The sequence below is a fragment of the Chryseobacterium sp. C2(2020) genome (assembly GCF_014218915.1).
Taxonomy (GTDB): Bacteria; Bacteroidota; Bacteroidia; order Flavobacteriales; family Weeksellaceae; genus Chryseobacterium; species Chryseobacterium mucoviscidosis.
Map to the genome: position 1 here is coordinate 13,138 of NZ_JACLCT010000041.1, position 26,259 is coordinate 39,396.

A 26,259-nucleotide genomic window follows, 5' to 3' on the forward strand; every position below is an offset into this window, starting at 1 on the left:
CAAACGGAAAGAGCATGATCAGTTATTAATAATCATTAAAAACCTATTCAAAAGTATGAAAAATATCTTTTGCAGGGGAATCCTGTCCCTTGTTTTTACTCTTGTAGCGGCTACCACATCCGTTGCCCAGAACAAGTCTGTTAAAGTCGGAGAATCGCTTCCCGAAAGCTTCTGGACAACTTCTTTTCAGGTGGTCAACCATCCTCAAAAAACTTTAAATCTTTCTGACGATAAGAATAAACTGATCCTGCTGGACTTCTGGAACACCTGGTGCAGTGCCTGCCTGAAAGCATTTCCCAAAATGGAACTGCTTAAGGAACAGTTCGGGGATAAAGTAAAGATCCTGGCCGTAAGCAATCAGGACCGCCAGACCCTTGAAAAGTTCTTTGCCTCCAAAAACGGGCAGCGTTTCAATAATGTTGTCTCCGTGGCGGGAGACCAGCTCTTTCATCCCTTGTTTCCGCATCAGGGCGTTCCCTATGTTGTATGGATCAAAGATGGAAAGCTGCTCAGCACAACAGACGGTGCCCAGGTTAATGAAAATACCATCCGGAAGGTCTTGGGAGGAGAAAGTTCCGGTCTTCAGACCGTCATCCAGATGAGCAGGGAAAGACCCCTGATGCTTTCCGAGGATTTTGACCGTGAAAAGGGCTTGTCAATGATCAATTATTCCCTTTTCGCGAAAGGAAGAATACGGGGAATGGGTTTTGGTTCCGGTTTTCGAAGATCGGGTAATCAGATATACGGAAGACAGTTTACCAATCTTTCCCTTCTTGAGATCTTTTCCACGCTTGCCGATGAGATATTTCAGATGCGTAAAGAATCTTTTAGTGAGAAGCGAAGAATCGTAGAAGTTCAAAACCCGGCAGTATTGGACTATATCAAAAAAGCTGACGGATCCGTAGAGGACGGCAATCTCTACAGCTATGAGTACATTGTTCCGCTATCCAAGGCAGATTCCCTCTATCCGTTAATGCTGAAAAATATCAGCGAGTATGCTGATTATAGCGCTACGATCGAAAAAAGGAAGGTTAGATGTCTGGTACTAAAAAGAACATCATCCACAGATAAGCTAAGGACCAAGGAAGGCCCAACTCGTTTTTCATTCTCAATGACGGAAACGATTTTAAAAAATGCTTCACTCTATAAATTAGTCAATAACCTGAATGCCATTCCTGCAGTTTCCTTACCCATAGTGGACGATACGGGAATCACCGGCAATGTAGACCTGACAATGGGAACAATTTCAGATGTAGCTTCTATCAGAAAAGCACTTTCAAAATATGACCTGGACCTACAGGAAGAGGAGCGTGAAATCGATATGCTGATCATAAGGGACAAATTAAAAAATTAGCTCCCGGATATACTAAAGAGAATAGTAATAAGGAAAAGCATTCCGTTATCTCATTTCAAAAACTAAACAATTATTCAAACTGTAATTTTTAACTATGAAGAAACTATACATCCCGCTATTGCTATGCTGTACGTTGCCACTCACGGCACAGCACACTGTTTCAGGTTATGTGATCACTGAAGAGAATTCGCTTCCGCTTTCGGGAGCAACGATCAATATTCTAAATTTAAAAACCGTTACAATCACTGATAAAAATGGCTTTTTCAAACTTCCTGCGAATGGGGAAAAGGTAGCTCTTAATACTTCGCACAGCGGCTACAAATCTGTATCGCTTGATGTAGCAATACCACTTAATACACCGCTGAGAATTGTTCTTTCTCACAAAGTGAATGACATTCAGGAAGTGAATATCTCCACCGGTTACCAGAAGATCCCTAAGGAAAGAGCTACCGGTTCCTTTACATTCACGGATAATAAACTGCTTAATCAACAGGTCAGTACCAATATACTCGACAGGCTTGCCAGTGTTGCCGGCGGTGTTTTCCTGGAACGGGGACGTTCCGGAAATCCCCAGTTGATGGTCAGAGGGCTCAGTACCATCAATGGTCCCAAATCCCCTCTGATCGTGGTCGATAATTTTCCCTATGAAGGCGACATCAGTAATATCAATCCCAATATGGTGGAAAGCATCACGGTACTGAAAGATGCCTCAGCAGCCAGTATCTGGGGCGCAAGAGCTGCCAATGGGGTGATTGTCATTACTACAAAAACCGGAAAATTCAATCAGCCTGCCAAAGTGGAATTCAATTTCAATACAAGCTTTAGCCCTAAGCCTGATTTTGGCTATCTGAAAACAATGTCATCTTCCGATTTTATAGAGGTTGAAAAAGGATTATTTCAAAAGGGCTTTTATAACAGTGATATCAACTCTTTCTCTCATCCTGTACTCTCACCCGTGGTCGATCTGTTGAATAAAGCAAAAAGCGGATTGATCTTTTCCGACGAAGCTGATCGTCAGATTCAGCAACTAAAGAGCATTGACGCTAAAGAACAGTTCCGCCGCTATATGTACACGCCTTCGGAAAAAAGACAATATTACGTAGGCGTCACAGGGGGAGCTCCTGCATTTTTATGGAGTTCCGCACTGGGATATGATGATAACTCCGGAAATCTCGGGGAAGACTATAACAGGATGAACCTGCGTTTCCAGAATGTATGGAAACCTGTCAATAAAATCGCGCTCACTAGCAGCCTGTATTACACGGAAACCAATACAAAAAGCGGACGTACTGCTTATGGTGGGATTATAATGGGAAGAAACTCATTCGTTCCCTATATGCAGCTGGCAGACGAGAACGGTCGCCCCCTTTCCGTGAATAAAGATTATAATCAGAACTACAAGGACAGCTTTGAAAAGGGCAAACTGAATGACTGGAATTATTATCCTCTGACCGACTGGCAGAACGACCAGGTAAAAACCAAAGGCTCGGAAGTGATGGTCAACGCTGGCATTAATTATAAAATATGGAAAGGACTGGAAGCAGATGTAAAATATCAGCATCAACGTTTGAATGACAATTCTGATAACCTGCATAATGCCCAGAGTTACTACGCGAGGAACTACGTCAATAGTTTTGCGCAGATCAATAACGGCAATGTAACGTTCATTGTTCCCAAAGGAGGTATTTTAGACCAATCCGCTTCTCTGACGAACATCAACAATATTAGAGGGCAGCTCAGTTACACAGGACAATGGAACAGGCATAACATCTCAGCAATAGCAGGAGGTGAAAGCCGTGATGCCGTCAGGACGTACAATTACAACCGCTATTATGGATATGATCAGGAACGGATGACCTCCGGCACTGTAGATTACGCCCATCAATACCCGCTGCTTCCCACAGGCAGCACTGATTTCATACAGCGAAACCAGTCTTTGGGAAAACGTACCACCCGTTTTGTTTCCCTTTATGCCAATGCAGCCTATACCTTCGATAACAGATTTACGGTTTCCGCAAGTTTCCGAAGGGATGCCAGCAACCTGTTCGGGCTTAAAACAAATGACCAGTGGAATCCTTTCTGGTCGGTCGGTACTTTATGGGATATTTCCAAAGAAAATTTCTACAAGATAGCCTGGCTTCCGACCCTGAAGCTGAGAGGTTCTTTCGGGTATAATGGGAATATCGATCCTGCAATGGTGGCAGTAAGTACCATTGCTTACGACCTGGACAACTCAGTTTACACAGGAACACCAATGGCCCGAATCGACAATTATTACAATCCAAACCTTCGATGGGAAACCTCACGTATGTTCAATATAGGCCTCGACTTTTCATCCCGGAACAACAGGATCAGCGGCTCCGTGGAATATTTTACCAAGAAAGGAACCAATCTCTTTGGCCCTGCGCAGATGGACTACACCACAGGTATTGATTATATGCGTTCCAATGTGGCAGAGATCAAAGGAAAAGGAATGGATATAGTCCTCAAAACACTCAACATTGATAAGGCCATTCAATGGAACACGATCCTCAACTTCAGCATCTACCACGATAAGATCTCAAAATATTATCTGCTGAACCCGATGGCCAATCAATTTATCGGCAATGGGTCTTCCGTACCCATTTCAGGAATCGAGGGAAGACCAGTGTATTCCATCTTCGCTTATCAGTGGGCAGGACTGGACCCCAAAACGGGAGATCCCAGAGGTTATCTTAATGGTGCAGTAAGCAAGGACTATGCAGCTCTTACCGGTGCAGGAACATCGGTCAATGATCTGGTGTTCTTTGGTTCAGCATTACCCACGGCATATGGCTCGTTCATCAACTCTGTGGGCTATCAGAATTTTAGTCTCGATATCGGTATTGTATTTAAATTGGGATACTACTTCAGAAGGAGCTCTATCAACTACACCAACTTGTACAGGAGCTGGACGGGACATAGCGATTTTGAAAACCGCTGGCAGAAAGAGGGTGATGAAGCATTCACGGATGTTCCGTCCAATACGTTACAGAGCAACGCAAACAGGGATGCTTTTTACAATGGTTCGAGCGTACTGATAGAAAAGGCTGACCATATCCGTCTGCAATACATCAATCTCAACTATCATTTCAATAAACATTTTTTAGGATCAACAATGTTCAAAGATCTCAGTTTGTTTGTAAACCTCAGTGATCTTGGTTTGTTGTGGAAAGCCAATAAAAGTGGAATCGATCCGGATTTTAACCTGGGTGGCAACGGATTGAAACCACCTTCCATGTATACTATCGGATTACGTGCAAATTTTTAAATCTTTGATCTAACATTACTTATTATATTATGAAATCGCCATTAAAGCTTGCTAACCAACACCAATGAAGATGGGCGATAACATATGACCTGTGAAAAACAATAAATATCTACATATGAAAAAGTCATTTAAAATAACATTGGGATTATTATCCGTATTAATGATACTGACAGGCTGTAGCCGCTTTCTGGATGAAAGGTCTGATTCGACACTCGCCGTGCCTGTGAGCCTTGAAGATAACCAGGCATTGATGGACCGCCTTTCTGATGTGATGATCAATTTTGCATCCAGCGGACTGGCTTCCTGTGATGAACTCTATTTGTCGGATGCCGATTTTGATGCTATGGAATATCAGGAGGATAAAAGCTTGTACACCTGGCAGAAAGATCATGTGTCCGCCAGTCAGGGTGCTGGCAATGATTGGTATTATACTTACAAAGCTATTTATATTATTAATGTTGTTCTCAATAATCTGGAAACCTATGCCATTCCCGGAGCCGAAAACGTAAGAGGACAGGCATTGGCAATGAGAGCAATTCGATATCTGGATGCAGCGCAGATCTGGTGTCCTGCCTACAGCAATGCTAAGGCTTCAACAGATTTGGGCCTACCAATTCGTTTGGATCCGGATATGAATATTCCCTCCCGACGCTCTACTTTGAAACAGACATATGATCAGATCCTGAAGGATCTTCAGGAAGCGGTGGATCTTTTGCCGGTCAAACAGGTTGCTGCCAGCCGGCCATCTAAGATTACGGCATTAGCATACCTTGCAAGGACTTATGTCTTTATGGGCGATTATCATAAATCCCTGACCTATGCGTTACAGGCATTGAGCTACCAAAACACGCTTGTGGATTTTAATACACTGAACGTAACAGAATCATACCCCATAAAGGATATGAATCCTGAAGTTTTGCTGCGGACAACTATGAGGATATCAGCACCCGTACGTTTTGCAGCAGCTAAAGTGACCGATACGCTGTATCAGAGTTATAACGCTAATGATCTCAGGAAATCGGCCTATTTCAGAGTAAATGCAAACGGCGATATTTCCTTTAAAGGTAATTATACCGGAGGATCTTCAGGAAAAATAACAAGTGTTGCAGTGGACGAATTGTACCTGATCGCAGCAGAATCCTATGCCCAAACGAACGACATCGCCAATGCTATGATAATGCTAAACAGTCTCCTTATCAAGAGATGGAAAACCGGAACCTATATTCCTTTTACAGCCAACACAAAGCAGGAAGCCTTAGCGATTATTAAAAAAGAAAGATGCAAGGAATTGTTGTTCAGGGGAATTCGCTGGGCAGATCTTAAACGGTATAACAGGGATGGTGCAAATATTACCCTAACCAGGACCATTCACGGGCAAACTTACATGTTGCCTCCGAATGACCTTCGGTACGCAATAGCTATTCCGGAAGATATTATAACACTAAGCGGAATGCCGCAGAATCCTAGATAGGTAGAAAAGCAGTAGAATAAGATCTATAAAAGAAGGCTGGCCAGTGCCAGCCTTCAATTTATTCATCATTTATGGCCAATAATAATTAGGGCTTACGATTGGAACTCATAGATAGAACCTGCGCATTGCTTTTTCCATCCAAAACATCATTCAGGGTCTGTCCGTCGGGAACAATAATACTGCAAGGTCTTTCTCCTTCAACTTCACACCCTGAAGCATTGGTGGTCTGCCAGTGTGAGGTATTGGCAAATGCTCCGGAGGCAATGTCCGTGCTGTTATAGAAATACGTCGTAGCCGCTTTTTTCTCTGCCACTTTAAAGGACATCACAGCCCCAGAGAATATCACGGCAGCAATGGCTACCGCATTGGCTTTCAAAATTTGATTAAGTTTCATAATTCCGGTCTTTTTATATATCAAAAAAGATTACCTTAAAAACTTTAGAAATCTGGCTGAGAAGTACAATTAAGTAGGTTAAATCATTTAATTATACCCATAGATTAGCGAATCTTGTCGTACCAAAATATCCTATTCTACATATTCTCAAACAAATTGTTGTTAATAAAATCATTTTAGAATTTCGGATTGTTAAACAGCTTTCGGCTATCTAATTTTAAGGTTGAACATTAATTACAAATCCAGTCACGATCGATCATCCGTGAATAATTACGGTAACATACTTAGTCAGCAGGCCCGCTGTATCTTAGATTTAAACTTAAAGCGATGATAGAAAGAACGACGCAACCCATATTAAAATACAGATGCTGGTTCCAGCTCATTTTCTCCAGAATTCCTCCACAGGAACAAGGAAGATTATTGCGTGTACTTATTATTAAAATAATATATCCAGTAAAGACGAGCATCAAAACAAAGCTTCCTACTAGTCCTATATTTCTCGTTTTCCGGTAGCATAACAATCCTGCAATAAGAACTTCGACAATGATTATCGTGTAAGGCAGGAATTGCGAAAATCCATTCAACAATGGTGATGCTGAAATTTGATCCTGGAACTTTTCGAAATCCAATATCTTACTGATAGCTGCATAGCAAAACAGCAGGATAAAAAAGTAACTGATCCATTCTACGATTCTTGTTTTGGAATTTTTCATAATCATTATTAGTTTTTTTATTTTTTTCTTCCGGTTATTCGCCTTGAATTCTGAAGACTAAATTACAGTGATAGGAAGGCTGTGGAAAGCATTTGTGGGAAAGATCTATCTTTTTATAAGTCACAAATGATACATTTTTACCACTGTTTTTATTTTTAAATAACTGAAAATAAAATACTTGCGTTGTTTTTACGGCTTCTGTCAACGCATTGGCTCCTACAAGTGATTTTAAAAAGATTTTTCCGGTAAATTTGAGTATATCTTATTGCTATGAATTGTCATCATAAGATTTTACTGCTGATTTTCAATCTATTGCCCTTCTTTATGATGGCACAGGATTCTAAAAAACTGACATACAAGACGATTTCAGACTTGTATGCAGGTTATCCTGAAAATGATGAAAGAGCATTGGTCTTTGTAAACCGCTATATCGAAAAAGCCAAAAAAGAGCATTGTCTTAACAAACAGATCATAGGTTATGAAGAAGCCATCTTTTATACTAAAAATATAGACCGCAAATTATCTTATGCTGATAGTGCCATTTCTGTAGCGTTGCAAGCAAAAGTCCCTGATGTCATCTCAAGATCCTACCTCGGAAAAGGAATCATTTACTATTACAACAAAAGACAGTATAAACAGGCTTTGGAACAATACCTTAAAGCTTATCAATGGTCTCAAAATTCAGACAACGATTATCAGAAAAATAAGGTTGTCTATCACCTTGGAATGGTAAAAAGTTATCTGGGTGATTACAAGGAAGCGTCCGGACATTTTAGAAATACAGCGAGTTATTTTGAGAAAAGCCTCAAAGAAAATCTTAATCCCAACACCAGGCTGAATAATGAGACGGGATATTTTAACAGCATTTATCGGCTTAGTACCTGTTATAGAAATTTAGGGTTCTACAGTCAGGAAGATTCATTGGTTGATATGGGTTTGCGAAAACTGGAAAATATCAACGACCATCTATTGGAATACGGTTATTTGCAAACAGGAAAAGGCCTACAGCTTTTGAGAAAAGGAGATAAAAATGAAGCCTTAGAACATTTAAAACTATCCCGTGATATTTTGCTTAATAATCAGGATTACGGTTCGTTGACAATGGTTTACTATTATCTAGGAAAAGCATATTGGCTCCAAGAAAACAGGACGGAATCTTTGCGTTACCTGAATAAAGTAGATTCTATGATTCATAAATTCCATTTCATAAGTCCGGAGATCCGCTCGAATTATCAGTATCTTCTTGATGATGCAAAACAGAATGGTAATGTTGACGGGCAATTATATTATATTGACCAGCTGTTGAAAATGGATTCAATTCTCATTGCTGATTTTCCAATGATGGCATCAAAAATCTATCACGAATATGACAGGATTCCATTACTACAGGACAAACAATTGTTGAAAAAGAAAAATAATAATATTAACCTATTGAATATTACTGCGGTTGGATCGATTATCATTATTTTGCTTATTCTGCTGGATTATCGCCGGCGGATGAAAAAGAAAAGGATTGATATTAAGTATTATGAATTGCTGGAAAGAATGAAAAATCAGGATGGTTTTGTTGAGACAATTCCCATTCCTTCCAGTAAAAAAGAGCCTTTCAGTCCGGAAGTTATATAAGATATCAAAGTTAAACTTAAAAATTTTGAAGAGCAGAAACAATTTCTTACCAAAAATCTCACTTTACCAAAGGTTGCCAAAATGTTTGGCAGAAACCATTCCCAATTGTCTTACGTGCTGAACGAGCATCTGAAAATGTCTTTCACGCAGTATCTGAAGACTTTAAGAATCGGTTACATTACCAATCTTCTTATGGAAAATAAAAAGTTTCTGCTGTACAAAGTTGAAGATTTAGCCAGAGAATGTGGAATGTCCAGCCGACAGTTGTTCTCATCCCATTTTCTTGAAATTAATGGAATGAGACCTATAGAATTTATAATTAAGAGATTGAAGGAGATTGAGGAAGATTGAATTGTTGAACTGCCTATATATATTTTGATGCAATGCGTAAATTTGAATTTTATATTATAAAAAGATGGCAAAAAGTTTTAAAGATGAACATTTGACTAAGTTTAAAACAGCATTACTCAACATAGCTCCTGAATATTTTAAGATTCCAGCAATCCAAGGTCAAATTCATTTAAATGAAAGAGCTTTTGCATTTGAATTATATCATCAACTTAGATTAGTTTATACCGGACACAATTGGTATATAAATGGAGAATTGAGAAAAGGATTAACCTTTTTACCAAGCTATCAACTTGATAATACCTTGATTCCTGATTTAGTTATCCATCATCATACTACAACTAATAATAATATAATCGCTATTGAAATTAAATCAAATCCAAAAGTAACTGGTTATGAGATAATTGAGGATTTGGAAAAATTAGAAATATATACTCGCCCTGGAAAAGACTGTTTAAATTACCAAATAGGGATATTATTAATTACTAATTGTGACTTTATGAAAAAGTTTTTAAATATGAGAATTCAAAATAGAATCAGAATAATTGAACTTTTAAATTTTCACAGAATAGCTATCTGGAATATCAATGTTCCTTTGCCATTGAATGGCTGTGGAGGCAGTGTAAAACTAAGTGAAGATTGTTTAAAAATCATTAGAATAAATAATTTTGAAAACAATAATATAATATAAGTTCGGTTGAGCTACTTTTGACAGAAATATATATATGAAAAATAGCCTTTATTAGAAATATACTGAGTTTTATATTAATATTAGCACATTTTGTCTAACCTTAATTAATTAGAAAATTAAGGAAAGCGGTGTATTATAAATAATTATACGAATAGCTTTTACATTTTCCCATAGAGTCGGAAAAACAATTTTGGAGGAAGAGATTGCACATTAGACGTTTGTGTGAAGATCATTTTCATTACAGGTCATTTCTGGCATTATTTTATCAACACTAATGATAAAAATAGTAAATGAAAGATTTGTTATTTGAAAATTGGGAAAAGCTTGGACAGGTCGCACTAATGACCATTGCCTCTTTTGTCATTCTATTCCTTTTCATCAGGATCTCAGGAAAAAGGACACTGGCTAAGTTCAACGCTTTCGATTTTGTGGTCACGGTCGCTCTGGGTTCTACATTGGCCTATATGATGCTTGCGATGGTTCCATTGGCAGAAGGTGTAATGGTGTTATTTCTGATAATAGCTTTACAATACCTATTCGCAAAATTGGCGAGTACATCCGATAAGATGGAACACCTGATCAATTCCTCTCCACGTCTACTGTTCTATAAAGGCAAATACCTCAAAGACAATATGAACACCGAGGCCATAACGGTTGATGAGATCAACGCTGTAGTGCGTCAGGAAGGAATTGAAAGGTTAGATGATGTCTTCGCGGTTGTCATCGAGCTCAATGGAGAGATCAGTGTCATCAAAAAATCGGATACTCTGGGTGGTAAAAGTTCTTTGGAAGATCTTGATATCCCGGACAGTGAAGGAAGGGACAATCTGTAGAATTTTTTCAGTTATATAATTGAATTTAATAAATTAACCTAAGCTTGCTGACATTACTACCTTTTCACTCTTTTCATTGGAAAGGTCTGTTTGCGTTTCTGTCCGTTTTTTGTTCCTGAAATTTCGGCTATTAATGAATAGGAAGTGATTTTTTTGTAAGCGATGATCTGCGGAAAGTCGTGCTCAGGATTTTCAAAGACCAACTGATTTTCAGAAATAGTTTTAGCGGCAAAACGAACAGACAGACCATCATTTTGATTTTTAACAGTCGGAATGTAAAATAACTTTTTGTTTTCCTGCACGAGCCGAATATTTTCAAAAACAATCGTGTCTTTGCCTCTGACACTATAACTTTTCCCCGAAAATTCATTGTTACCCACTTTGGTCCAGGTTTCATAGATGTTGCCTTTCTGGGTTTTATTTTCCCAGGTACCGATCAGCCATTCCGCTTTTTGAATGTCGTTTTTATGCTTTGTTGTCCAGGCATAAAGAATAGCCAAACTAACGACCGTAATAAAAAATTTTGCTCCTGTTTTCATAATATTAGCTCATTGAATAATTGTCATTTTATTTAATTTCCAAACACTGGATAACTTCCTTGCTGAAAGTTTAGATGACAAAGTTGCAATGTTTTTGAAAACTAAAATTGTAAAAATGGGACAAGTCTAATCCGTGCCGAAAAAAGTGAAGACATCGTAAGGTGACCACCGTAAAATTCTTTGGGCGTAGATCCGGTAAATTCTTTAAACTCTTTGATAAAGTGAGCCTGGTCGTAATACTCGTTTTCGTAAGCCAGTTCTGCTAGGTTGGAGAACTGATCGTTCAGCAACATTTTAAGTGCAATCTGCAATCGAATAGTCTTGGATAGTTGTTTGGGACTCAAACCGATGGCTGAAGAGAATTTGCGTAACAATTGTCTTCGATTAAGATTAGTTTGTCTGGACAATTCGTCAACCGGGAGTTGTCCATTGGCTGTTATAATGGTTTCAACCGTTGATTTTACAATGCGGTCAATGGTTTCGATGTTAGTCAGCCGATTAAGTAAAAATATTTTAATAAGCTTTATTCTCTCTGAAGTGGAATTGGCATTTAAGATGTGTTGTCCAATTTCCTGTCCGTCCTTTCCAAACATCTTTTCCAATGAAACGGCGGTATTTTCCATCGCTTTTATCGGAATGGTGGTAAAAGGCAAAAATCCTTCGGGATGAAAGCGAACAGAGAAAATTCCGGTTTCGCCGGTCGGCTCTATTTCAAGTGGCCGTGTCAGTTGCCCGATGACAAAACATCTGGGCTGGATAATGCTGTTGCCATTATCTAAGTATTGTTTATATAGATCACCATAATGAAAGATCATTTCCATACATCCGTCAGGAACGATGGTTTGCTTTTCAGGCGTTTCTTCTTTCGGGCTTTCCAATGTCCAATAACATTTGATAAATGCTCTCAAGTCCTGATCCGGTTCAAATGTCTGGTAATTCATTTGGCTTCTTTACAAAAGTTATTCATTTAAAAACTTCAAAGTAAATCAAATATAATCAATCTTAATATAAGAGATTAATGAATCATCTATCATAAACCTGCGTGATGTAATACACGTAAATCTGAAACCTGCGCAAAATGTGCACAGGTCAGATTAAAATCGGCTCGAAAATTAAGAAACTCAATACTGTTCCTGCGTAAAAATTGAGCTGGATATTAAAATGCTTGCTCAAAAGTTGAGCAACCATATTTCTGAATTGTATCTAAGAAAGTAAAGCAGATTAATATCCCCTGCTCAAAAAGTAAGCCGCTCATCCCAAAGCTAGCGAAGAATTTGAGCCGGATACTGTCGATGCGGCTCAAAAATTAAACCTCCATATTTCTCGATTGTATTCGGGAAAGTAAAGCAGCTGCTACCCCTGCTTAAAAATTGTGCTACTTTTTTAAAAACTGGCTCAAAAATGTTACCACAACACGCTTACCTGGCTCAAAAAGTGAGCCGGTCATCCCTAACTCCGGTGCAGAATTTGAGCCGGGTACTGCAAATGCGGCTCAAAAATTGAACTGCCCTGATGTCTGTTCTGCTTTTTTTCTTTTCAAAAGCAATTAATTCAACTAATTAATAATCAATTAAATAATTTTTTTTTCAGAGCTCTGAAAAAATGAGCAGTATTACTTTGCAAGATGTGTCTTTGTATATACAAACTTTTCAAGTTGTACATCCAAAAACGCTCTTGCCTTTTTTGCAAAAAGGGGAAAAGACTTCGGAACTCGTCTTTTTTCTTTGTAAATCATCTAGTAGATTCCAATTTATTCTTTTTTAATCTCCAAAAGATTCCTGCATCACCCAGATTGTTCTTATTTAGCCCACGCCCCTCTAACACTATTGTTTTCAATGTTTTAATGCTACAAATTTGTAGAAGAAAACTAAGTCAAAAACAAAAATGAAGTTGCTATGATTGTAAATCTAATCACCAAAGAAGACCTTCAGGAATTTAGAACCGAATTGCTGGAAGACATACAAAACCTTTTTCAAATCAAGATTTCCCAACAGAAATTATGGCTGCGTTCGTCAGAGGTCAAAGCACTTCTGAAAATTTCCTCCGGAACATTGCAGAAGCTACGAATCAATGGAACTTTATCTTACACCCGTGTCGGTGGAACACTATATTACAATTACAAAGACATTGAAGAAATGTTGAAAAATAAGCAATGATATTTTGAAGCACCGAAACTAAATTATGAATTATATTAAACATCTTACAGCTTTCTATGAAAAGGTAGCTCAGGATCATACACTTAATCCATCACACATCAGCCTTTATTTAGCCTTATTCCAGTTCTGGAATTTCAGCCGTTTCCGCAATCCGGTTAGTATTTCCCGTGATGAGGTGATGCGCATCAGTAAAATCCGTTCAAAAGCCACCTATCATAAATGCCTGAAGAATCTCCATTCTTCGGGCTATATTGATTATCAGCCGTCGTATAATCCGTTTCAGGGGAGTCAGGTGGTGATGTTGGATTTTGATGGGGAGTTGAAGGTTGGTGTTAGGTGTAAAAAAAAGTAATTCTAAGCCAAAGACTATAATTATTGAAGATATATGGTTATTATTTATAAAGTATTTCTTATAAAGTGCTTTTGTAATTACTCGTTTTATTATCTTTAAGAATTAAAACTAAATTAGCCAATGTCTTTCAACGAAGATTCCCGAGTTAAAATACCAGCCATCTTGCATTTGTTGCGACTAGGCTATCAATATATTTCGTTAAAAAAACAAAACAGGATAGAAGAAAATAATATTTTCCCTTCTATTTTTTTGCCTAAGATTGCAGAAATAAATAGTATTTCTGAAGCAGAAGCACAAAGGGTTTTGGATGAGATTAATTTGGAATTAGATTTTGAGGATCTTGGGAAAAAATTCTATGAACGTTTAACATCTACTTCCGGTATTAAATTAATTGATTTTGAAAATTTTTCAAATAATGATTTTCACATCACAACTGAATTAACCTGCAAATCCGGCGATGAAGAATATCGTCCGGACATCACAGTTCTCGTTAATGGAATTCCATTAGCTTTTGTAGAGGTAAAAAAACCTCATAATAAAGATGGAGTTATCGCTGAACGTAGACGCATTAATGAAAGGTTTGGAAATAAATATTTTAGACGTTTTGCAAACATTACTCAACTGATGGTATTTTCCAATAATATGGAATATGAAGATGGCTTAGTGGAGCCCATTTTTGGAGCTTATTATGCAACTTCCGCTTACTCCAATATATCATTTAATTATTTTAGAGAAGATTTAGATTATCCGGTAAAAGAAAGATTGTTAGAATTAAGTGAAGACAAAGAATTGGATATTCTCAGAGATAATAATTTAGTCGTTATTAAGCACAATCCTGACTTCATCACTAATAAGAATGAAAATAGTCCAACAAATAGGATTCTCACTTCTCTCTTTAGTAAGGAACGATTAAAATTTATTTTACAGTTTGCTATTGCTTATGTAGAGGAAGAAGATAATGGTAAGCCTGTCGATCAAAAACATATTATGCGTTATCCGCAAATTTTTGCAACTCAAGCAATTGCTGCAAAAATTGATTCAGGACAAAATAAGGGTATCATATGGCATACACAAGGCTCAGGTAAAACTGCTTTGGCTTTTTATAATGTAAAACATTTGACACATTATTTTTCGAAGAAGCATATTATCCCAAAGTTTTATTTTATTGTTGACCGTCTTGATCTTTTGATTCAAGCCTCAACAGAATTTTCCAATCGTGGTTTAAAAGTAAATCCTGTAAATTCTAAGGCTGATTTTGTAAATGATTTACAAACTGTTGGTGCAATCCATAACGATAGTGGTAAGCCGGAAATTACAGTTGTTAATATTCAGAAGTTTTCTGAGGATGCTATAGTTTTAAAAGAGGTAAATTACGACATTAATATTCAAAGAATCTACTTTTTAGATGAAGCGCATCGCTCATATAATCCGAAAGGAAATTATCTTGCAAACCTTATTAATTCTGATAAAAATGCAATCAAAATTGCGCTTACCGGAACACCATTATTGAAGGAGGTAGCAAAAGATTATGATTCAAAACTACTTTTTGGAAATTATATCCATAAGTATTACTACAATATGTCCATTGCTGATGGATATACGCTCAGATTGATAAGAGAGCAAATAGAGGGCAATTTTAAAATGCAAATGCAGAATGTCATTGATGAGATTAAAGTTTTGCGTGGTGATATTTCTGCAAAAGACATTTACAAAAATACAAAGTTTGCAGAGCCATTATTAGATTATATCTGCAGTGATTTAATAAAATTCCGTAAAGATCAGCAAGATACTACTCTGGGAGGGATGGTAGTTTGTGATTCTGCAGACCAGGCAAAAGAATTATTTCGTTTATTTCAGGAGAAATATGGCGAACAGGAAACAGATGCAAGCGTATTGATGGTTGCAGAACCAAGAGCAAAATACGGCTTGAAAGAAGAACCAAAATTGACTGCTTCTTTAATTTTACACGATGAAAATGACAAGCAGGTTAGAAAGGAACTTATAAAGGCGTATAAAAAAGGACACGTCGATATTTTGTTTGTTTATAATATGCTGTTAACAGGCTTTGATGCTAAACGATTGAAAAAATTATATTTAGCGCGGGTCATCCAAGATCATAATTTATTACAGACACTTACCAGAGTTAATCGTCCTTACAAAAAGTACCGATACGGATATGTTGTAGATTTTGCTGACATTTCAAAGGCGTTTGATCGTACCAATAAACTCTATTTTGATGAATTACAGGAACAGCTGGGTGATGAAATGGAAATGTACTCTCATCTATTTAAATCTGAACAAGAGATTAAACAAGAGCTTGAAGAAATAAAAGATACACTATTTCATTATGACACACTTAATAAAGAAGTGTTTTCTCAACAAATTGCGGAATTAAATGATAAGCAAGAACTTCTTAGACTTGTAAAGGCTTTACGAACTGCAAAAGAGCTAAAAAACTTAATTGCTATAAATGGTTATGAAGCTTTAAAAGGCTTAGCAGATTTTGAACTTCTCAATCGTCTATTAATTGAAACGCAAAATCGACTTGACAATCTAAACCTTGTAGAAAGCATCGGAAACGAAGAAGCTAATCGGAATCTTCTAAATGAAGCTTTAGAGGATATAATTTTTCAATTTGTTAAAGTCGATGAAAGTGAATTGGTACTTGCTGATGAATTTAAAAACATTTTACGAAAAGCCAGAGAATCTTTACAAACTAATTTTGATCAGCTTGATCCTGAATTTGTAAGTCTTAGAGCTGAATTAGAAAGAATTTTCAAGAAAAAAAATCTTAGTGAGGTGACTCAGGAAGATATGGTAGAAAATATGCATCTTCTTCAGAAAATCTATGACCAAGCCAAAGAATTGAACAGAAAAAATGCTTTGCTAAAAGCTAAATATGACAGTGACGATAAGTACGCCAGAATTCACAAACGTTTGTCAGAAAAAGGAACTTTAAACACAAAAGAATCACAACTTCACCGCGCATTGATGCAGGTAAAATTACAAGTTGATGAAACAATTACCAATCAGGAGGAAATGGTGAAAAATGAAGCGTACTTTAAAAGATATCTTCTAAAACTTGTTGTTGATGAATTTAAAAAGAAAGAAAATATAAATATTGACTTTTCAACGACAGAAAAAATAAATCAATTAATTTCGCAAGAATATTTACAACAATATCAATATAGATAATGACTCAAGATATAAACTTTATTACTAAAACAAAATCTTTAATCGATAATCTTAAAAGTGTATGTGCCAATTACGGACTGGGAAATGACGGAAATGAATTCAAGATTATTACGCAAATATTTCTATATAAATTTCTTAATGATAAATTCCGTTTTGCGGTAAAAGAAGAGCAACCTCAACTTGCAGAGGCTGATAATTTTTCTAAAGCACTTCGTGAGATGAGTGATGACGAATATCAATTTCTACTGGCAAGTTTGGATCCGAATATTCCAAGATTACATCCGGATCATTTGATTTCACATTTGTTCGCAATTCAAAATGACAGTGACTTTGGGAAAACATTTGATGATACTTTAAGACAAATATCGATTGAAAATGCTGATGTATTTTCAGTAAAATCATTTAGTGGTGCGAAAGATACATTGTTTGATGAGCTTACTCAGTTTATCTCTGACGCTTCTCAACGTGATGCATTTGCAAAGGCCTTGATTAATAAATTGTTTGAATTTTCCTTTGAAGAAATGTTTGTTCAGAAATATGATTTCTTTGCAACTATTTTTGAATATTTAATTAAAGATTACAACACTGACAGTGGTGGTAAATATGCAGAATATTATACACCACACGCTGTTGCCCGTATTATGGCGCAAATTCTTGTGCCGGATAAAGTAAAAGGTGTAAAATGTTATGACCCAAGTGCAGGATCGGGAACTTTATTGATGAGCTTAGCTCATCAGATTGGTGAACAGAACTGCACGATCTATTCAGAAGATATTTCACAGAAATCGAGCAATATGTTACGTTTGAATTTGGTTTTGAACAGTCTTACGCATTCAATTCCGAATATTATTAAAACTAACACCATTGCACAGCCTTTTTATTTAGATACAAAGTTTGACTACATTGTTTCTAATCCACCTTTTAAGTTAGATTTTTCTGATTTTAGAGATGATCTTGAGAAAGATGCTTTTAAACAAAGATTCTTTGCCGGAATTCCAAATGTTCCGAAAAGCAAAAAAGAATCGATGGCGATTTATCTTTTGTTTATTCAGCATATTATGCACAGTTTAAGTGAAAAAGGTCAGGCGGCTATTGTTGTTCCAACAGGTTTCATTACTGCTCAAAGTGGGATTGAAAAGAAAATTCGTGAAAGGTTAATTAGTAATGGTTGGCTTCGGGGTGTAGTAAGTATGCCAAGCAACATATTTGCAAGTACAGGAACCAATGTCTCAGTATTATTTTTTGATAAAAGAGCAGATAGCGAGCATATTATTTTAATGGATGCTTCTAAGCTGGGACAAACAGTGAAAGAAGGCAAAAATCAACGTACTGTTTTAACGCCCGATGAAGAAGCAAAAATTGTGGAAACCTTTAATCAAAAGCAGGCTGTTGAAGACTTGTCTGTTATAGTAACAAAAGAACAAATTGCTGAAAAGAATTATTCTTTTTCTGCAGGGCAATATTTTGAAGTTAAAATAGAATATGTTGATATTACGCCAGAAGAATTTGCTGAAAAAATGCGAAATTTTGAAACAAATTTGCAAAGTCTTTTTGCGGAAGGAAATGCTTTGGACATAAAAATTCAGGAACAGCTTAAAAATTTGAAGTATGAATCATTTAAAAGTATATAAGTTTTCTAGCTTGTATAGAATGAGCTCAGGAATTTCATCTACACCAGACCAAGCAGGTAAAGGAAGTCCTTTTCTTTCTTTTAAGACAGTATTTTCAGACTACTTCTTGCCTAGCGAACTAGATGATTTGATGTATACTTCTGAAAAAGAACAAGAAGTATATTCAATAAAGGAGGGAGATATATTTCTAACTCGGACAAGTGAGAGTTTAAATGAATTAGGTATGAGTTCTGTTGCTTTTAAGAGTTATCCAAAAGCTACCTATAGTGGTTTTTTAAAGAGATTAAGACCAATTCAAAAGGATTTAGTTTACTATAAATACATTGCATTTTATTTAAGAAGTAACTTATTTCGATCTTCAATGAATAATAATGCAATAATGACCTTAAGAGCAAGTTTGAATGAACAAATTTTTTCTTATTTAAATATAGTACTACCTTCTTTTGAAAATCAAAAGGCAATAGGAGATTTACTTTTTGATATCTATTTAAAAATTCAAACCAATAGTAAGATAAATGATAATTTAGAGCGTATGGCAAAAACGCTGTACGACTATTGGTTTGTGCAGTTCGATTTCCCTGACGAAAACGGAAAGCCTTATAAATCAAGCGGTGGCAAGATGATTTGGAATGAAGTTTTGAAAAGGGAAATTCCGGAAGGATGGAAAGTAACTGTATTTAATGATTGGATAGAAAAAACAAAGACTGGAGATTGGGGTAAAGATAAGATTGAGGGTAATTATACGGAAAAAGTTTATTGTATTAGAGGTGCTGACATTAATGGATTAAACGGCAAGGGTGAAGTTAAAGCACCCCAAAGATATATTCTGAAAAATAATATATCAAAGGCTCTAAAACCAGATGATTTTATTGTGGAAATTTCAGGTGGAAGTCCAACACAATCTACTGGAAGAATCGCCCTTTTAACTGAAAGTACATTTGAAAGATTTGATTCAAATATTATATGCTCAAACTTTTGTAAAGCTATTTCTTTAAAAGAAAACGAGTTCTCTTTCAATTTCTTACAAGAATGGCAAAGGTTATACGATGCTAATGTTTTTTTTGGATATGAGGGAAAAACTAGCGGAATTAAAAACTTTCTATTTGAATCCTTTATGGAGTCTTATTTCGTAATAAAACCTCCGAAAGTATTAGTTGAAAGATTTTATAATCAAATAAAAAATATAGAATCTAAGAAGCAATCCAACCTTAAACAAAACCAACAACTTAGCTCTCTACGCGACTGGCTTTTACCTATGCTGATGAACGGACAGGTAAAAGTTGAGTAAATTAGTAAGATAAATTATCATTTATTTGATTGTTTAAGTCAATTTTACGGTCAGTATCACTGAGGATACTTGCAATTTTTTTTTGTTTTGGTAAATCAGGGAATTCAAACCTTAAATTTCCTATATCAGACGGAGTTATAGAAGGATAAGCTGATACAGAATTTTCTGCAATAGTATGAAGATAGTTTGTTACCCATCTTTGTGTTAGTAGATAATACAGAAATTTTGGCTCGACATTATCTGAAAAAACATCAATGGTTGCAAATCCTGTGGAAACAATAGTATTTTCTTTTTCGATACTATTAAAAAAGCCATAGTGTTCTTGATTAGGCCTTACAGTAGAATAGACAATGGTATTTTGTTTAATCTTTCGTTTTGCTCTACTTGGAAAATTTTCTTTTAACTCTTGCCAACTATCAATTTTACCTTTAGTTATACTACTGGTATCAAGATAATTAATTAATTTAAATTTATCTTTATTGGTTATTGAAGATTGATTTAGTTTTGCTACTTCATCAATTCTAAAAATATATTTCATTGTTAACTAATAAATTTTCGGTGTGCAATTTTAACATTAGCCTGATTTACCATTGCATAATGTAACGTTGTATCAATTTTAACGTGACCTAATAACTTCTGAACCTGCTCAATAGGCATTCCTTTATCGATTGCCATAGTTGCCAAAGTTCTTCTAAACTTATGGGGATGTACTTTATTAATTTTGGTTTTTTGTCCCAGTTTTCGCAAAATACTTTCAATTCCTCCAATAGAAAGTCGCTGATTAGGCTTTGATAAAGAAACAAACAAAGCCTCATTGTCATCGTTTCGGGTCTGAAGATATTCTTTGAGGTGAATCTTTGTTCTTGCATCAAAATAGACTTCACGCTGTTTGTTTCCTTTACCTGTAACAATACAAGAACGCTCGTGGAAATCAATGTCCTTTATATTTATTTTTACAAGTTCACCAACTCTAATACCAGTCGAGCTTAACATTTCGATGAGCGTTAAATCTCTTATCTGCTTGCAGTTGTCTCTAAGTATTTCTATGTCTTCATCACTAAGTACTTCCTTTATAGTTCTGGCGGTCTTTACCTTATGAATCCTTCTTACAGGACTTTTTAAAATATAATCTTCATCTTCTAACCAAGAAAAAAAACTTGAAAATATCCTACGAATATTATCTATAGTGACTTTACTAGACTTTTTTACCTCCTGATATTCTGAAAGATAGAATCTTAAATCATTAGTAGAGATTTCTGTAACTTTCTTTTTTAGTTTTTGAAACAGAGTGTCTATGGTCGAAAAATAATATTTCAATGACTTTTCAGAGCAACCTTCCACTTTTTTGGATGAAATGAATAAATTTAAAACGTTTATATTATCAGTTTCCAACTTATCTTCAGTAGTTTTTTTGGAGGTAACCACCACAGAATGAAAAGATTGATGTATTACCTTTTCAAGCATCATTAACTGTTGAAAGTTTAAAACTGTTTGCATTGCATTAATTATTTCTTGCTTCACTAATTCCTTCATTTTACTTAATTTTCTTAAATTTTTGAAGTCGCAAAGGAATGAAAAACAAAAATAGCCATAGTCGTACAATAAATGATAATTTAGAGCGTATGGCGAAAACGCTGTACGACTATTGGTTTGTTCAGTTTGATTTTCCAGACGAAAACGGAAATCCCTATAAATCAAACGGTGGCAAGATGATTTGGAATGAAGTTTTAAGAAGAGAAATTCCGGAAGGATGGGGATTTCAAACAATTGAGGAGTTAGGAACAATTACAGGGGGAAGTACACCCTCAAAAGCTAATAAAGAAAATTTTTCTAAAAATGATATACCGTGGATAACACCGAAAGATTTATCTCAAAATATCGGAAATAAATTTATTGCAAGAGGTGAATTTGATGTCACAGAAAAAGGTTTTAAAGAGGCATCTTTAAATATTCTACCAGCAAATTCTGTTTTGATGTCATCAAGAGCTCCAATAGGTTATTTAGCTATTAACAGATTTGATTGTACTACTAATCAAGGTTTCAAGTCTATTGTTTGTAATAAAGAATATCCTTTTGAATATGTTTTTTATGTGCTTAAACAGAATATGCTGTCAATTGAAGCAAACGCATCTGGTTCTACATTTAAAGAAATCTCCACATCTGTTTTAAAAACAATCAAAATTTTAAAACCTCAAAAACGATTAGTTAATCAATTTGAAAATAGTGCCTCAGTAATTTTCCAACAGCAAAACAATTTAGAGCAACAAAACCAACAACTTACACAATTGCGTGACTGGCTTTTACCTATGCTGATGAACGGACAGGTAAAAGTTGAATAAAATAGTAAGATAAATTATCATTTATTTTAACAAGTATTCACCAAAAAAAAAGAAACCAAAAATAATTCGCTATCTAATCCAACTTCTAAATTCTGTCAAGGTCAAGCCCTCCGGATTTTCACAAAAAGTTTTTACGTATAAAAATCTACGCAAAAACTTTTTCCAAAAAACCTTGACAGAATGCTCCGCTCATTTTCAAAAGGCTTTCTTTTTTTCTTTTTTTTTAATTTTTTTTCTTCGTTTTCTTTTAGAAATATTTCATCTGAGGAATTTCTTAAAAGAAAAAATGTTGTTAAATTTCAAATATGAATTCAAAAAACTTGTTCAAAATTTAGTAATCTTTACTTGCAAATTCGAACGAAAATTCCTAGTTTTACTACGTAAAATTTAAATTAGGATTTTACCACTTTTTTGCCAATGTCCTATTTGAGGCCATTCACAGAGATGCTACAGCGAAAATCTTATCCATAAAGCGATGAGAAATGGGTACAAAATCCCTCACTCTCCGCAAAAAAATCCTTCAAATTCAATTTGAAGGATTTTTTATTTAACTGTTTTCTGAAGAATTGGATTTCAATTTTAGGAACATATAAGCCAGACCTAATCCCAAACCTGCTAAAACTGCAATTTTTGTTTTTCTTGATGGAACAGGAAGCATCGTCTCGCCATAAATTCGGTGAGGCTCTGAGGAAGGCTCTAGAATATTTCCGGAATCGGATGGGGCATTTTTTACTTTCATCATCAGTCTCATGACCGCTGAAGCGGTATTAATGACAGGTTTTGGAAATAACCCGTAAACGTTTTTCAGGAATGCTGAAGTGAAATCCGGAAATAAATCTTTTTTTGGACGTTTTGCCAATTCCACCATTTTAGCAGCTGTATCTCGTGGGTCTGCAGCAAAAGGAGGAACTTTAAAATCCAGCCCTGAATATTTTGCAGAGTGCATATTTCCTGTAGAACGCTGAATCTGCGGATAAAGATTACAGATATGGATCTGCGGAAAATCTGAAATTTCTCCATGAAGACACTCCATCATTCCCCTGATTCCGAATTTTGTGGAAGAATAAACCGCACTGTAAGGAGCAGGCATAAATCCGCCTATAGAGACGTTATTGATTAAAATTCCTTCGTTCTGTTTTTTAAAGACCGGCAAAACACTGTAAGCTCCATGCATATACCCGAAAAGATTGGTTTTAATCACCTGTTCATTTACATCCATCGGAATTTCTTCAAATTTCCCATTGGACATTACTCCTGCATTGTTTACCCAAATATCTATTCTGCCGTTAAACTGCAATGCTTTATTGGCTAAATTCTGAACATCACCCGCAATAGAAACATCTGTAGGAACAGCCATGGCGGAAACACCCAAATCCCTGCATAAAGCTACCGTTTCGTCCAAAGCTTCTTTACCTCTTGCCGCAACTACAATATTACATCCCTCCAAAGCAAATGCTTCCGCAGCAGCTCTTCCTACTCCACTGCTTCCTCCGGTAATCACTACGGTTTTTCCTCTGATACTTTTTTGTTCATTATTAGAATTCATTTTGTGATGGTTTTGGTTAATTACCTGTAATCAACCTATTATTATGCCATAGTGAGTATAAATATCATTTAAATTCTTCTGTATTTATCTAATTCCGAGATAAGAAATTAGATGCAGGATGATTTAAAATTTCTATACTATAAATTTTCGTTAATATTCTTAATTAATCTTAAATACAGGTTTTTCAGTATTTTCTTGGCACAATTTTTTAATACTACTAATTACTCATGTTTAATTTGAGTTTTCATGGTTATTAGTTTTTATCCTCAGATTCTCTCTGAGGATTTTTTTGATTTAAATCCCCGAATTTCCGGATAAAAGCAATAAAAAAAACAGACCTTTACAGATCTGTTCTTTAATAAATAATATGTCTCTTTAAATATGTTTACATAGCATAAGCTCCTTTGTTCTGAAAAACATTAATGACTTCTGTTTTGTTGTTAATGGTATTGTATATAACCTCAACGGTAAAATAAGAAACTTCATAAAGTACATATTTTACTGTATCCATTGTTCTTTCGCTCATGATACGTCCTTCATTCATCACGAAACTGCACTGTGCCTGATTTGGCAAATTTTTAAAATCGTAGTAAGAAATCATAGCTTTGTTTTTTAATAGTTTCAAATAGAGACACACAATTTCTTTGCCAATTTTCTTTAATAAAGTTAAATTCTTAAAATTTAGATAAATACACCAATACAGTGATTATATTCACAATAAATATTATTCAATCTTTGATGGTCATAAATAATTATCATATTAAAAATTCTTTGCTTAAACGGTTAAATTTATTGTCTCGAAATGATAATTTATTAAATAAACCAACTATCTTTAAACTTTAATATATATGAATTTATGATAAATGATGCTAAAATGGGCAGCAGAAACTATACTGTTCCGTTGATTACCATTACACTATTGTTTTTTATGTGGGGATTCATCACCTGTATGAACGACATTCTTATTCCTTATCTGAAACAGCTTTTTAAGCTTACTTTCTTTGAATCCATGCTCGTACAGTTCTGCTTTTTCGGAGCTTACTTCATCGGTTCACTGATTTATTTCCTCATCTCCACCACAAAAGGAGATCCTATTGACAAAGTGGGTTACAAAAAAGGAATCATTTTCGGGATCTTTCTTGCCGCTTTAGGATGTGTACTTTTCTACCCTGCTGCAAGTTTTTCTTCCTACGGATTATTTTTGGGAGCTTTATTTATTTTAGGGTTAGGATTTACCGTTTTGCAGATTACGGCAAATGCTTACGTTTCGCTTTTGGGTCCGGAAGAATCCGCATCCAGCCGCCTGAACATGACACAGGCGTTCAATGCCTTCGGAACTACAATTGCTCCGGTTTTAGGCGGACATTTAATTTTTGAATTGTTTTCCGCTCCGGACGGATCTTTCAGTGCAGCGGCAACGAAAATTCCTTATCTCATTTTTGCAGCAATTCTGCTTTTGGTAGCTTTGCTTATTTCAAGAGTTAAACTTCCGGACTTTCAGGTAAAAGGGGAAGAAATTGTAAAAGGATTCGGAGCTTTGCAGCACAACCATCTGAAATTTGGAGTTCTTACCATGTTCTGTTATGTAGGAGGCGAAGTTGCAGTGGGAAGTTTCATCATTAGTTTTCTGGAGCAGCCACAGGTAATGAATCTTTCTGAAGTGGTAAGCAAAAATTATCTTTCCCTGTATTGGGGAGGTGCAATGATAGGAAGATTTTTAGGTGCAATTTCACTCAATCAGTCAATCAGTCAGGCAAAAAAAGCTTTATATATGTTGGGAGCGGCTATCGCTGTATTTTTGGTTATTTTCAGCATTGTAGATCTTAGCTTTTCTCAGATCAGCTTCTTTTTAGTTTTTATTGCCTTAAATTTTATCGCGTTTTTTATCGGAAAATCGGCTCCGGCAAGAACCTTATCTATATTTGCGGGAGTTAATGTTCTGTTATTGATTTCTGCAATGTTTAATCATGGCGAACTGGCAATGTACAGCATTCTGGGAATAGGAATCTTTAACTCAATCATGTTCTCAAATATCTACACTCTCGCTATTTCAGGATTGGGAAAATACACAAGTCAGGGCTCTTCTCTGGTGGTTATGGCAATTCTGGGAGGTGCTATTGTTCCTGTTTTTCAGGGATATTTAGCAGATATTTTCGGGGTTCAGCATTCTTTCATCATTCCTGTATTCTGTTATATTGTAATCCTGATCTTCGGAGCTTATTGTACGAAGTATTTGAGTCACGTAAAGCAGGAGGAAGGCACAAAAGCCGGACATTAAATTTTCAGTTTTAAAATAAAAAAACCTGCTTTTACAGCAGGTTTTTTTATAAATGATCACTTTTCACAATAAACAAGCCACAAAGACAATACATAAATAACGTGAACTCGACGCTAAAATATTGAATTATATTTAGTTGTCCTTGCCATCTATGCATTTATCCAGTTCGGGAAATTTACCGATGGTTTTTCCGGATAAAAACAATAGGCGCATATA

Annotated in this window: 22 protein-coding genes; 14 read left to right on the top strand and 8 right to left on the bottom strand. The window is 35.7% G+C overall.

Annotated features, from left to right (window positions below):
* Positions 1-55 precede the first annotated feature (55 nt).
* From H6W52_RS18005 to H6W52_RS18015, 3 genes are all read left to right on the top strand, one after another.
* Entirely contained in the window at positions 56-1,354 is a 1,299-nt protein-coding gene (locus H6W52_RS18005) for a TlpA family protein disulfide reductase (RefSeq protein ID WP_116099577.1), read from the top strand.
* Positions 1,355-1,448: 94 nt separating this feature from the next.
* The gene (locus H6W52_RS18010; RefSeq protein ID WP_116099578.1) at positions 1,449-4,643 is read left to right on the top strand and encodes a SusC/RagA family TonB-linked outer membrane protein; all 3,195 of its coding nucleotides are present in this window, start codon (positions 1,449-1,451) and stop codon (positions 4,641-4,643) included.
* A 160-nt stretch (positions 4,644-4,803) separates the two neighbouring features.
* Positions 4,804-6,114 carry a RagB/SusD family nutrient uptake outer membrane protein gene (locus tag H6W52_RS18015; RefSeq protein ID WP_228457599.1) on the top strand — a complete coding sequence of 437 codons (1,311 nt, stop codon included), beginning with the start codon at positions 4,804-4,806 and terminating at the stop codon, positions 6,112-6,114.
* 85 nt (positions 6,115-6,199) lie between these two features.
* Here H6W52_RS18015 and H6W52_RS18020 read toward each other — a convergent pair whose 3' ends face one another.
* Both H6W52_RS18020 and H6W52_RS18025 read right to left on the bottom strand, forming a co-directional pair.
* Positions 6,200-6,508, bottom strand: a complete 309-nt coding sequence (locus tag H6W52_RS18020) for a hypothetical protein (protein WP_116099580.1) — start codon at positions 6,506-6,508, stop codon at positions 6,200-6,202.
* A 284-nt stretch (positions 6,509-6,792) separates the two neighbouring features.
* A complete protein-coding gene (locus H6W52_RS18025; RefSeq protein WP_157967278.1) occupies positions 6,793-7,221 on the bottom strand; it encodes a MauE/DoxX family redox-associated membrane protein in 429 nt (142 codons plus the stop codon).
* A 270-nt stretch (positions 7,222-7,491) separates the two neighbouring features.
* Between H6W52_RS18025 and H6W52_RS18030 the strand changes: the two genes are divergently transcribed.
* The 4 genes from H6W52_RS18030 to H6W52_RS18045 all read left to right on the top strand — a co-directional run bounded on the left by H6W52_RS18030 (position 7,492) and on the right by H6W52_RS18045 (position 10,719).
* Positions 7,492-8,847: a tetratricopeptide repeat protein gene (locus H6W52_RS18030; protein WP_123892012.1), complete on the top strand. Its 1,356-nt coding sequence runs from the start codon at positions 7,492-7,494 to the stop codon at positions 8,845-8,847.
* A gap of 81 nt (positions 8,848-8,928) precedes the next feature.
* A complete protein-coding gene (locus H6W52_RS18035; protein ID WP_116099583.1) occupies positions 8,929-9,198 on the top strand; it encodes a helix-turn-helix domain-containing protein in 270 nt (89 codons plus the stop codon).
* 64 nt (positions 9,199-9,262) lie between these two features.
* A complete protein-coding gene (locus H6W52_RS18040) occupies positions 9,263-9,886 on the top strand; it encodes a hypothetical protein (protein WP_116099584.1) in 624 nt (207 codons plus the stop codon).
* Between the two features lie 290 nt (positions 9,887-10,176).
* Positions 10,177-10,719, top strand: a complete 543-nt coding sequence (locus H6W52_RS18045; RefSeq protein WP_116099585.1) for a DUF421 domain-containing protein — start codon at positions 10,177-10,179, stop codon at positions 10,717-10,719.
* Positions 10,720-10,775: 56 nt separating this feature from the next.
* On the opposite strand, the gene H6W52_RS18050 is transcribed toward H6W52_RS18045, so the two are convergent.
* Positions 10,776-11,258 carry a DUF6265 family protein gene (locus H6W52_RS18050; RefSeq protein WP_116099586.1) on the bottom strand — a complete coding sequence of 161 codons (483 nt, stop codon included), beginning with the start codon at positions 11,256-11,258 and terminating at the stop codon, positions 10,776-10,778.
* Positions 11,259-11,359: 101 nt separating this feature from the next.
* Positions 11,360-12,199 (bottom strand): helix-turn-helix domain-containing protein, encoded by an 840-nt coding sequence (locus H6W52_RS18055; protein WP_116099587.1) that lies wholly within the window; start codon positions 12,197-12,199, stop codon positions 11,360-11,362.
* 954 nt (positions 12,200-13,153) lie between these two features.
* Here H6W52_RS18055 and H6W52_RS18060 point away from each other — a divergent pair.
* The 5 genes from H6W52_RS18060 (at position 13,154) to H6W52_RS18080 (ending at position 19,880) form a co-directional block, all read left to right on the top strand.
* Entirely contained in the window at positions 13,154-13,414 is a 261-nt protein-coding gene (locus H6W52_RS18060; protein WP_059154771.1) for a helix-turn-helix domain-containing protein, read from the top strand.
* Positions 13,415-13,439: 25 nt separating this feature from the next.
* On the top strand, positions 13,440-13,766 hold the full coding sequence (locus tag H6W52_RS18065; RefSeq protein ID WP_116099588.1) for a hypothetical protein: 327 nt from the start codon (positions 13,440-13,442) through the stop codon (positions 13,764-13,766).
* Between the two features lie 120 nt (positions 13,767-13,886).
* Entirely contained in the window at positions 13,887-16,961 is a 3,075-nt protein-coding gene (locus H6W52_RS18070) for a type I restriction endonuclease (RefSeq protein ID WP_116099589.1), read from the top strand.
* Positions 16,961-18,592: a class I SAM-dependent DNA methyltransferase gene (locus tag H6W52_RS18075; RefSeq protein WP_116099590.1), complete on the top strand. Its 1,632-nt coding sequence runs from the start codon at positions 16,961-16,963 to the stop codon at positions 18,590-18,592. Before H6W52_RS18070 ends, H6W52_RS18075 begins: the two co-directional genes overlap by 1 nt.
* Positions 18,570-19,880 (top strand): restriction endonuclease subunit S, encoded by a 1,311-nt coding sequence (locus tag H6W52_RS18080; protein ID WP_116099591.1) that lies wholly within the window; start codon positions 18,570-18,572, stop codon positions 19,878-19,880. Before H6W52_RS18075 ends, H6W52_RS18080 begins: the two co-directional genes overlap by 23 nt.
* Before the next feature lies 1 nt (position 19,881).
* On the opposite strand, the gene H6W52_RS18085 is transcribed toward H6W52_RS18080, so the two are convergent.
* On the bottom strand, positions 19,882-20,418 hold the full coding sequence (locus tag H6W52_RS18085) for a restriction endonuclease subunit S (RefSeq protein ID WP_185216828.1): 537 nt from the start codon (positions 20,416-20,418) through the stop codon (positions 19,882-19,884).
* Between the two features lie 2 nt (positions 20,419-20,420).
* Entirely contained in the window at positions 20,421-21,413 is a 993-nt protein-coding gene (gene xerA, locus H6W52_RS18090; RefSeq protein ID WP_116099593.1) for a site-specific tyrosine recombinase/integron integrase, read from the bottom strand.
* Between the two features lie 38 nt (positions 21,414-21,451).
* On the opposite strand from xerA, the gene H6W52_RS18095 reads away from it, so the two are divergent.
* Entirely contained in the window at positions 21,452-22,219 is a 768-nt protein-coding gene (locus tag H6W52_RS18095; protein ID WP_116099594.1) for a restriction endonuclease subunit S, read from the top strand.
* Between the two features lie 547 nt (positions 22,220-22,766).
* On the opposite strand, the gene H6W52_RS18100 is transcribed toward H6W52_RS18095, so the two are convergent.
* Together H6W52_RS18100 and H6W52_RS18105 are read right to left on the bottom strand one after the other, a co-directional pair.
* Positions 22,767-23,765, bottom strand: a complete 999-nt coding sequence (locus H6W52_RS18100) for an SDR family oxidoreductase (protein ID WP_116100159.1) — start codon at positions 23,763-23,765, stop codon at positions 22,767-22,769.
* A gap of 385 nt (positions 23,766-24,150) precedes the next feature.
* Positions 24,151-24,366 (bottom strand): hypothetical protein, encoded by a 216-nt coding sequence (locus tag H6W52_RS18105; protein WP_076390494.1) that lies wholly within the window; start codon positions 24,364-24,366, stop codon positions 24,151-24,153.
* A 273-nt stretch (positions 24,367-24,639) separates the two neighbouring features.
* Here H6W52_RS18105 and H6W52_RS18110 point away from each other — a divergent pair, with 273 nt between their 5' ends.
* Entirely contained in the window at positions 24,640-26,043 is a 1,404-nt protein-coding gene (locus H6W52_RS18110; RefSeq protein ID WP_228457598.1) for a sugar MFS transporter, read from the top strand.
* Positions 26,044-26,259: the final 216 nt, after the last annotated feature.

Coding starts and splice junctions, on each gene's coding strand:
- H6W52_RS18005 (WP_116099577.1), top strand. CDS start 56: ATGAAAAATATCTTTTGCAGGGGAATCCTGTCCCTTGTTTTTACTCTT.
- H6W52_RS18010 (WP_116099578.1), top strand. CDS start 1,449: ATGAAGAAACTATACATCCCGCTATTGCTATGCTGTACGTTGCCACTC.
- H6W52_RS18015 (WP_228457599.1), top strand. CDS start 4,804: ATGATACTGACAGGCTGTAGCCGCTTTCTGGATGAAAGGTCTGATTCG.
- H6W52_RS18020 (WP_116099580.1), bottom strand. CDS start 6,508: ATGAAACTTAATCAAATTTTGAAAGCCAATGCGGTAGCCATTGCTGCC.
- H6W52_RS18025 (WP_157967278.1), bottom strand. CDS start 7,221: ATGAAAAATTCCAAAACAAGAATCGTAGAATGGATCAGTTACTTTTTT.
- H6W52_RS18030 (WP_123892012.1), top strand. CDS start 7,492: ATGAATTGTCATCATAAGATTTTACTGCTGATTTTCAATCTATTGCCC.
- H6W52_RS18035 (WP_116099583.1), top strand. CDS start 8,929: ATGTTTGGCAGAAACCATTCCCAATTGTCTTACGTGCTGAACGAGCAT.
- H6W52_RS18040 (WP_116099584.1), top strand. CDS start 9,263: ATGGCAAAAAGTTTTAAAGATGAACATTTGACTAAGTTTAAAACAGCA.
- H6W52_RS18045 (WP_116099585.1), top strand. CDS start 10,177: ATGAAAGATTTGTTATTTGAAAATTGGGAAAAGCTTGGACAGGTCGCA.
- H6W52_RS18050 (WP_116099586.1), bottom strand. CDS start 11,258: ATGAAAACAGGAGCAAAATTTTTTATTACGGTCGTTAGTTTGGCTATT.
- H6W52_RS18055 (WP_116099587.1), bottom strand. CDS start 12,199: ATGAATTACCAGACATTTGAACCGGATCAGGACTTGAGAGCATTTATC.
- H6W52_RS18060 (WP_059154771.1), top strand. CDS start 13,154: ATGATTGTAAATCTAATCACCAAAGAAGACCTTCAGGAATTTAGAACC.
- H6W52_RS18065 (WP_116099588.1), top strand. CDS start 13,440: ATGAATTATATTAAACATCTTACAGCTTTCTATGAAAAGGTAGCTCAG.
- H6W52_RS18070 (WP_116099589.1), top strand. CDS start 13,887: ATGTCTTTCAACGAAGATTCCCGAGTTAAAATACCAGCCATCTTGCAT.
- H6W52_RS18075 (WP_116099590.1), top strand. CDS start 16,961: ATGACTCAAGATATAAACTTTATTACTAAAACAAAATCTTTAATCGAT.
- H6W52_RS18080 (WP_116099591.1), top strand. CDS start 18,570: ATGAATCATTTAAAAGTATATAAGTTTTCTAGCTTGTATAGAATGAGC.
- H6W52_RS18085 (WP_185216828.1), bottom strand. CDS start 20,418: ATGAAATATATTTTTAGAATTGATGAAGTAGCAAAACTAAATCAATCT.
- xerA (WP_116099593.1), bottom strand. CDS start 21,413: ATGAAGGAATTAGTGAAGCAAGAAATAATTAATGCAATGCAAACAGTT.
- H6W52_RS18095 (WP_116099594.1), top strand. CDS start 21,452: ATGAAAAACAAAAATAGCCATAGTCGTACAATAAATGATAATTTAGAG.
- H6W52_RS18100 (WP_116100159.1), bottom strand. CDS start 23,765: ATGAATTCTAATAATGAACAAAAAAGTATCAGAGGAAAAACCGTAGTG.
- H6W52_RS18105 (WP_076390494.1), bottom strand. CDS start 24,366: ATGATTTCTTACTACGATTTTAAAAATTTGCCAAATCAGGCACAGTGC.
- H6W52_RS18110 (WP_228457598.1), top strand. CDS start 24,640: ATGGGCAGCAGAAACTATACTGTTCCGTTGATTACCATTACACTATTG.